This is a genomic window from candidate division WOR-3 bacterium (assembly GCA_039801905.1).
Taxonomy (GTDB): domain Bacteria; phylum Hydrothermota; class Tepidihabitantia; order Tepidihabitantales; family JBDRVQ01; genus JBDRVQ01.
Genome location: JBDRVQ010000055.1, coordinates 1 through 6,388, shown reverse-complemented (window position 1 = coordinate 6,388; position 6,388 = coordinate 1). Strand labels below are relative to the sequence as shown.

The 6,388-nt window shown below is 42.9% G+C and carries 7 protein-coding genes; 5 read left to right on the top strand and 2 right to left on the bottom strand.

Annotated features, from left to right (window positions below):
• Positions 1-165: 165 nt before the first annotated feature.
• The 4 genes from ABIL00_08000 to ruvB are packed head-to-tail and all read left to right on the top strand — an operon-like array spanning position 166 to position 2,978.
• Positions 166-918 (top strand): YebC/PmpR family DNA-binding transcriptional regulator, encoded by a 753-nt coding sequence (locus tag ABIL00_08000; protein MEO0110701.1) that lies wholly within the window; start codon positions 166-168, stop codon positions 916-918.
• 7 nt (positions 919-925) lie between these two features.
• Positions 926-1,405, top strand: coding sequence for a crossover junction endodeoxyribonuclease RuvC (gene ruvC / locus ABIL00_07995; protein MEO0110700.1), 480 nt, complete (start codon positions 926-928; stop codon positions 1,403-1,405).
• Complete coding sequence (gene ruvA, locus ABIL00_07990) at positions 1,402-1,962, top strand: Holliday junction branch migration protein RuvA (protein MEO0110699.1); 561 nt, start codon at positions 1,402-1,404, stop codon at positions 1,960-1,962. The genes ruvC and ruvA overlap by 4 nt, the downstream gene beginning before the upstream one ends.
• Positions 1,959-2,978 carry a Holliday junction branch migration DNA helicase RuvB gene (ruvB, locus tag ABIL00_07985; GenBank protein ID MEO0110698.1) on the top strand — a complete coding sequence of 340 codons (1,020 nt, stop codon included), beginning with the start codon at positions 1,959-1,961 and terminating at the stop codon, positions 2,976-2,978. The genes ruvA and ruvB overlap by 4 nt, the downstream gene beginning before the upstream one ends.
• On the opposite strand, the gene ABIL00_07980 is transcribed toward ruvB, so the two are convergent.
• Both ABIL00_07980 and ABIL00_07975 read right to left on the bottom strand, forming a co-directional pair.
• Positions 2,975-3,535 carry a Maf family protein gene (locus tag ABIL00_07980; protein MEO0110697.1) on the bottom strand — a complete coding sequence of 187 codons (561 nt, stop codon included), beginning with the start codon at positions 3,533-3,535 and terminating at the stop codon, positions 2,975-2,977. The two genes, ruvB and ABIL00_07980, sit on opposite strands and share 4 nt — an antisense overlap.
• Position 3,536: 1 nt before the next feature.
• On the bottom strand, positions 3,537-5,714 hold the full coding sequence (locus ABIL00_07975) for a putative LPS assembly protein LptD (GenBank protein ID MEO0110696.1): 2,178 nt from the start codon (positions 5,712-5,714) through the stop codon (positions 3,537-3,539).
• Positions 5,715-5,755: 41 nt separating this feature from the next.
• On the opposite strand from ABIL00_07975, the gene ABIL00_07970 reads away from it, so the two are divergent.
• Entirely contained in the window at positions 5,756-6,025 is a 270-nt protein-coding gene (locus tag ABIL00_07970) for a hypothetical protein (GenBank protein MEO0110695.1), read from the top strand.
• Positions 6,026-6,388: the final 363 nt, after the last annotated feature.

Below are 6,388 nucleotides of genomic sequence, written 5' to 3'. Positions count from 1 at the left end.
ATCGTTATAACCATAAAGGCTCCCTCTATTACTTTTTAATATGGGAGGGAGCCTAAATTTTTTCAATGGTAAGATATTTTTGATTAAATAACCCATTTTCGGTAAGATTATTTTTGATGAAAACCGTCTCCTTGACAATTTATAATTTATCCTTAAAATAAGCCTATGGCTGGACATTCAAAATGGGCAAAACTGAAACATAAGAAACCAAAAACCGACCAAGCCCGGGGGAAACTATTTTCTAAGTTAATTCGGGAGATTACCGTCGCTGCCCGCACTGGGGGTGGCAATCCCGATTTTAATCCACGCCTGCGCTCCGCCATTGAAGCGGCAAAGGAAGCGAATATGCCCAGTGATAATATTGAGAAGGCGATCAAAAGGGGAACCGGAGAACTACCGGGGGTTAATTACGAAGAGGTGGAATATGAAGGCTACGGACCAGGAGGGGTGGCGATAATCGTTAAGGTTTTAACCGATAATAAGAACCGAACTACCCAAGAACTTCGCCATATCTTCTCCCGCTACGGTGGCAATTTAGCCGCCACTGGTGGCGTCAGTTGGCGCTTCAAACCGAAAGGGATTATCTATGTCCCTAAGGAGAAAGTTGACGAAGATACCCTCCTCACTCTGGTTTTGGAAGCGGGGGCGGAGGATATGAAGACGGAAAGCGATTCTTATCAGATCATCACCCCACCAGACAGTTTCTTTGCGGTAAAAAAGAAATTGGAAGAGGAGCAGATTCCTATTGAGCATGCGGAGTTGACAAAATTGCCCCTCACCTTAACCCCGGTGGACGAAAAGACGGGAGAGAAGGTTTTAAAACTCCATTCCGCCTTAGAAGAGTTGGATGAGGTGCAGCAGGTCTATGCGGATTTTGACATCGCCGAAGAATTGATGGAGAAGTTGGCGGAGAAATAAAATTTTTATGAAGATTTTAGGGATTGACCCCGGATTGTCCGCAACCGGTTTTGCGGTCCTTTCCACCCGAACCAATTCCCCAAAAAGTATTACCTATGGCACCATCCGTTCCGATAAGAAAAAATCCTTAGGGGAAAGGATTGAATTTGTCATTAAGGAATTACGGAAAGTGATCAGGAGGGAGAAGATTAAATCCTGTGCCTGCGAGACCCTTTTTTTTAAGAAGGAGGCATCAAAAAGCGTGATTCTCTCCTGTCACCTCCGGGGTGCCATCCTCTATCTCTTGGCGCAGGAGAAGATTCCCCTTTATGAGGTGAATCCCTTGCGGTTAAAATTGGCGATCACCGGTCAGGGGAGGGCATCAAAGAGGCAGGTGAATTATATGATTAAAAATCTCTTAAATATTACGGATAATGTTGGTGAGGATGAGGCGGATGCCTTGGCGTGTGCCTATTATCTAAAGGAAAAGTTAAAGGAGAAGAGATGATTGGCTATCTGCGGGGAAAGATTCAGGAGAAATCACCCACTTCGGTGATTATTGACTGTCTGGGGATTGGTTTTTTTATCTATTGTCCCCTCTCCACCACCACCAAATTAGGAAATTTGGGGGAAAAGGTCTCCCTTTATATCTATCCCTATTTTCAAGAGAAGGAAGTGGAGTTATACGGATTTGCCACCCTGGAGGAGAAAGAGGTCTTTTCCCTCCTTCTCCAATGTCCAGGGGTGGGACCGAAGGCTTCCCTTTCTCTATTATCCCGGATGAGTTGTGAGGAGATAAAGAAGGTGATAAAAGAGAAAAGGGTTGATGCCTTAAAGAAGGTTCCCGGAATTGGGCCAAAGAAAGCAGAAATGATTATCTTCAAGTTGGGTGATAAATACCGGAAGGAACCGGAAAAGAAGGAGAGGGAAATCCCCGAAGAGGTGATCAACGCCTTAGTCTCTTTGGGGATGTCGCCCAAGGAGGCGCGAAAGAAGATTGCGGAGATTGAGGATTACGAAAAGAAAAGCGTTGAGGATTTAATTAAGGAAGTTTTGAAGAGGTGAAGGAGAGGATAACCCAACCGGAGCGATTAAGAGGGGAAGAGCAGTATGATGCCACCCTGCGGCCAAGATACTTGAAAGATTTTATTGGTCAGAATAAGATAAAGGAGAATCTCAAAATCTTCATTGAGGCGGCAAAAAAGAGGGATGAACCATTAGAACACATCTTATTTTTTGGTCCTTCCGGTTTAGGGAAGACGACCTTAGCCCACATCATCGCCAATGAGATGCTTGTCGGGATTAAGACGACATCCGGACCGGTCTTAGAGAGACCGATTGATTTGGTTGGAATTTTGACCAACCTGGAGGCAAAGGAGGTCCTTTTTATTGATGAGATCCATCGGACCAATAAGACCGTGGAAGAATATCTCTATCCCGCCTTGGAAGACTTCCGGATTGATATCTTAATTGATAAAGGACCGGCGGCCCGGACCCATAAGATTAAGTTAGTCAATTTCACCTTAGTTGGGGCAACTACCCGCTCTGGTCTTTTAACCGCCCCCCTCCGTTCCCGTTTTGGTATCATCTTTCATTTGGACTACTATCCCCCTTCTGATTTATACGAGATTGTCCTCCGCTCCGCCCGGATTTTAAATTTGGCGATTGATGATGATGGTGCCTTAGAGATTGCTCAACGGGCAAGAGGTACGCCCCGGGTGGCTAATCGCCTTTTGCGCCGGGTACGGGATTTCGCCCAAGTGATGGGAAAGGAGGTGATTGATAAAGAGATTGTGGAGTACGCCTTGGAGAAGTTGGAAGTTGATAAGAGGGGATTGGATGAGATGGATAAGAAGATAATTCTAACCATCATTGAGAAATTTGATGGTGGTCCGGTTGGGATTAACAATTTGGCAGCTGCCTTGGGGGAGGATGCGGAGACGATTGAGGAGGTTTACGAATCATTTTTGGTGAAGGAAGGTTTTATTAAAAGAACCCCCCGGGGAAGGGAAGCCACCCCCCTGGCTTATTCCTACTTCGGCAAAAAACCAAGGGTAGCACCCAGACAATTGGAGTTTTAAGAAATCTTTTTCCAAAGCCTTAAAATTTTGGGCAGGGGGAGGCCAATCACATTTTGATAACATCCTTCAATTCTTTCAATAAAAATACCGCCCCTTCCCTGAATGGCATAGGCACCGGCTTTGTCATAAGGTTCTTTAGTATTGATATAATCTTCAATCTCTTTTTTCCTTAAAGGGCGGAAGGTCACCTCCGTCACTTCGTAATCACTAATTATTTTATCCCCCGGCTTCTTTAAGAGGAAGATACCCGAGATTACTAAGTGTCTTTTCCCGGAGAGGAGTTTTAACATCCTTTTCGCCTCGGCTTTTGATCTTGGTTTGCCGAGAATTTTCTTATTATAAACCACAATCGTATCCACACCTAAAATTATTCCCCTCTTTACTCTTTGGGCAACACTTTCTACCTTCCTCTTTGCATTTTTTATCGCCAATTCTTTTGGGTCGCTCGTTTCCCTTGCCAATTCTTCAGAAACCTTTGGGATTAAAATCTTAAATCTGATCCCAAGTTTTTTGAGGAGAGCTTTTCTCCTTGGCGATTGGGAAGCTAAATAAAGCATCTTATGGTAAGAGGAAATCTAAAATCCCTTTGCCGATTGCGACATCGGGAAGTTTCTTAATCCGAAGCCGGAAGTCATAACGCCAGTTGGTACCGAAACCAGAAAAATTTGCTAAAAGTTCCCAACAGTGTAAATCCCGCCAAAGGTTAAGAGAATAATCCGCCCTTTCTTTCCGGGCGATATTATAACCACTGGTTAAGGTGAAATTCCAACCGCGGGGCGCAAAACCGATAGTATAAAGGAGCATATGATTTTCCCTTCCGGAATAGAGATGGTTAATTGAGAGGGTCAAGACATCTCTCTTTTCTATCGTATCATAAGGAAGGAAGGGGAATTGGGGAAATTGGTAGGAAAAAGAAGTGGTGATGGAGAAGTCCTTTGGTTTTAAGGAGTCAAGGGGGAGATGAAAAGAGAAGAAGGTTTGGGAGAAGCCATTCGGTTGGTTGAGGAGGATAAAATCAGCCGAAACGGATAAAGGAGTTAACTTCTTCTCATTGAGGTTATAACTTAAACCGAAATTGATATTACCAATATTACTAATCATCTCCTCTTCTCCAAACTTCCCTTGAATATTATTCCCAATGTTGATCCCAATCTGATGGTTTAAGGGAAGGGTATCAAAACGGGGAATTCCCCAAATCCCTTTGGTTTTTATTCGGGGTTGGTAAGAATAGGAGAAAGAAGGGGAGATTTGGTGGAGAAAACCTTTTAGGGTGAGGAATGATAGATAATAAGGACGATAGAGGTTTAAGCCCGAAGAGAGGGAAAAATAGTAGCCAACATCAGGAACGACCGAATCGGCTGCAAAATTTAACCGGTGGCTGTAAGAGAAATTTTCGGAGAGATAGACCCCTTCGGAGAGGCGGTGGGATAAGGATAGACCATTATTGGTGGATAGATACTGGATTTTTTCTTCTCTCCTCTCGGGCAAAAAGACTTCCCTTTTCCTTCTACCGCCCGCAAAGGTGTTGGTGAAATTAACTGTGGCAAAGGAGAAAGGTGGCAGATAGAAGCCGAGGTTAAAAGAAGTTCTATCTTCACTCTCTCTAAGGCTGTCTTTGCCGGTGGTATCTCTATCTAAAAATTTTTCTCGGCTGGCGCTGAAAGATGGGGAGATGCCAAAATTTTTAAAGATTGGTCTTTGGTAGAGGGAAAAATTGAAAGCGGGGAAGAGGAGATTTGTGGCATTTTTAGGAAAGTCATGATAATACTTGAAATTAAACCCCACCTTACCGAATTTCTTTAACCGGCGGGAAAGGGAGGCTTCATTGGTGATTTCTTGTTTCAGCCATTCCACCTTCTCTTCTGCATAATCAGGAAAATATTTAGCATCCGAGGTGTAATCAATATAATAGGTTAAATCCGAATCAAAGAAAAATACTGAGGAATGTTTGGCATTGGCACTATATCTTCTCTTCTTGGTATCCCATTCGTCAATATAAGTTAAGCCGAAGTTGCCTTCGGCGAAGGGGCGGACAAGATAAACCCCTTCTATTTTTGGTCTTAAACCCTTCTTCTGCATCACATCCAAATAGAAGGTTAAGTCAGAATAATCGTTTAAGACTAAATAATAACCAATACCTCGGGCGTAATAACCTTCAAGAGAGGATTGGCCAACCTTAAAGGGCAAAAGACCAGATTTTCTCTTTTCGGCAATCGGGAAGAACCAGAAAGGGGCAAAGGCTAAAGGGAACTTTCGGATTTTTAATAATATCGGCTCGGTTATCGCCATATCGTCAAGGAGAATTTTTAATCTCCGGCCATAAAATTGGTAATGAGGATTAGGGTGGTCGCAGGTGGTATAATAGCAATCTTCCGCTAAAAGGGTCTTCTCTTTTAAGAGATAAATATTTTCCCCTTTTAAGTAACCGTTAGCGGTCTTCGTCTTTGCTTCTCTCATCATCCCTCTTTTCGTCTTCAAGTTAAAATGGAATTCACTGCCGAAGATACTTTCCGTAGCGGATTGGAAGTTCACCCCCTTGTAGGCGGAAAGGATAGTTTTCTTTAAGTCATAAACAATGGTGTCCGAGAAGATGGCATAATCCCGATATCTTACCCAGGCGGAGTCGAGGAGAATAACCTTTTCTTCCTTTGGGAAATAGATAATCTTCTTCCCGTAATAAGTGATGATGTTTGTGTCCGTTGCCTGGGAGATTAAAAATAGGATAAAGAGAGACATTATTTTCCATTATAAAATGGGAGAGGAAAAAATCAACCATTTTGTTCATTAATTATGATGTCTTTAATCGGAATGAGATTTTCAATTTTTTTAAAATTGACGTAAGGCGATTGGGGAAGGAAGGGAAGAGGCGACGCCTAAGCGGATTGGACAAGAGAGGGGTGGTGGGAGGAAGAAAGGAAGTCTTAGAAAAAAGGGGGGAGAAAGGAGGAGAGGGATGGGAAAAGAAATTAGGGAGGAAATTGGGGAAGAGAGGAGGGGAGAAATTAAGGAAGAGATTAGGGGAAGGATTATTCTTTTCTACCCCCTAAGGATGCCGTAGGGGGAACTGACCCCTATCTTTTGGGTAAAAGGGGTTTAAGTTATTGAAAATGAAAAACTTAAAGCAATTTTTCCCTTAATAAAAAGTTATCTCATCAGATAATTTTTTCCGCCTGAGGTGATAAGATATTTTAATGGGAATCGCCTATTGACAAATTATCTTTTTAATTTATACTATCTAGTGATGGGATGAAAAACCCTAAAGGAGGGGTTATGTGGTTTAATAAAAGGGTATCTATATATATTTCTTTTAATTAGCACGATAGCCCTTGGGCAAATGGGCTGGGTCCAAAAAGCAAATTCTCCTCATCCGGTGAATGAAGGTGGTGCGCTTACGAAAGGTTTCAAACCGG

Bases quoted from the DNA above. Each gene is read 5' to 3' on its own strand.
- ruvA (MEO0110699.1), top strand. From the start codon at position 1,402: ATGATTGGCTATCTGCGGGGAAAGATTCAGGAGAAATCACCCACTTCG.
- ABIL00_08000 (MEO0110701.1), top strand. From the start codon at position 166: ATGGCTGGACATTCAAAATGGGCAAAACTGAAACATAAGAAACCAAAA.
- ABIL00_07975 (MEO0110696.1), bottom strand. From the start codon at position 5,714: ATGTCTCTCTTTATCCTATTTTTAATCTCCCAGGCAACGGACACAAAC.
- ruvC (MEO0110700.1), top strand. From the start codon at position 926: ATGAAGATTTTAGGGATTGACCCCGGATTGTCCGCAACCGGTTTTGCG.
- ABIL00_07980 (MEO0110697.1), bottom strand. From the start codon at position 3,535: ATGCTTTATTTAGCTTCCCAATCGCCAAGGAGAAAAGCTCTCCTCAAA.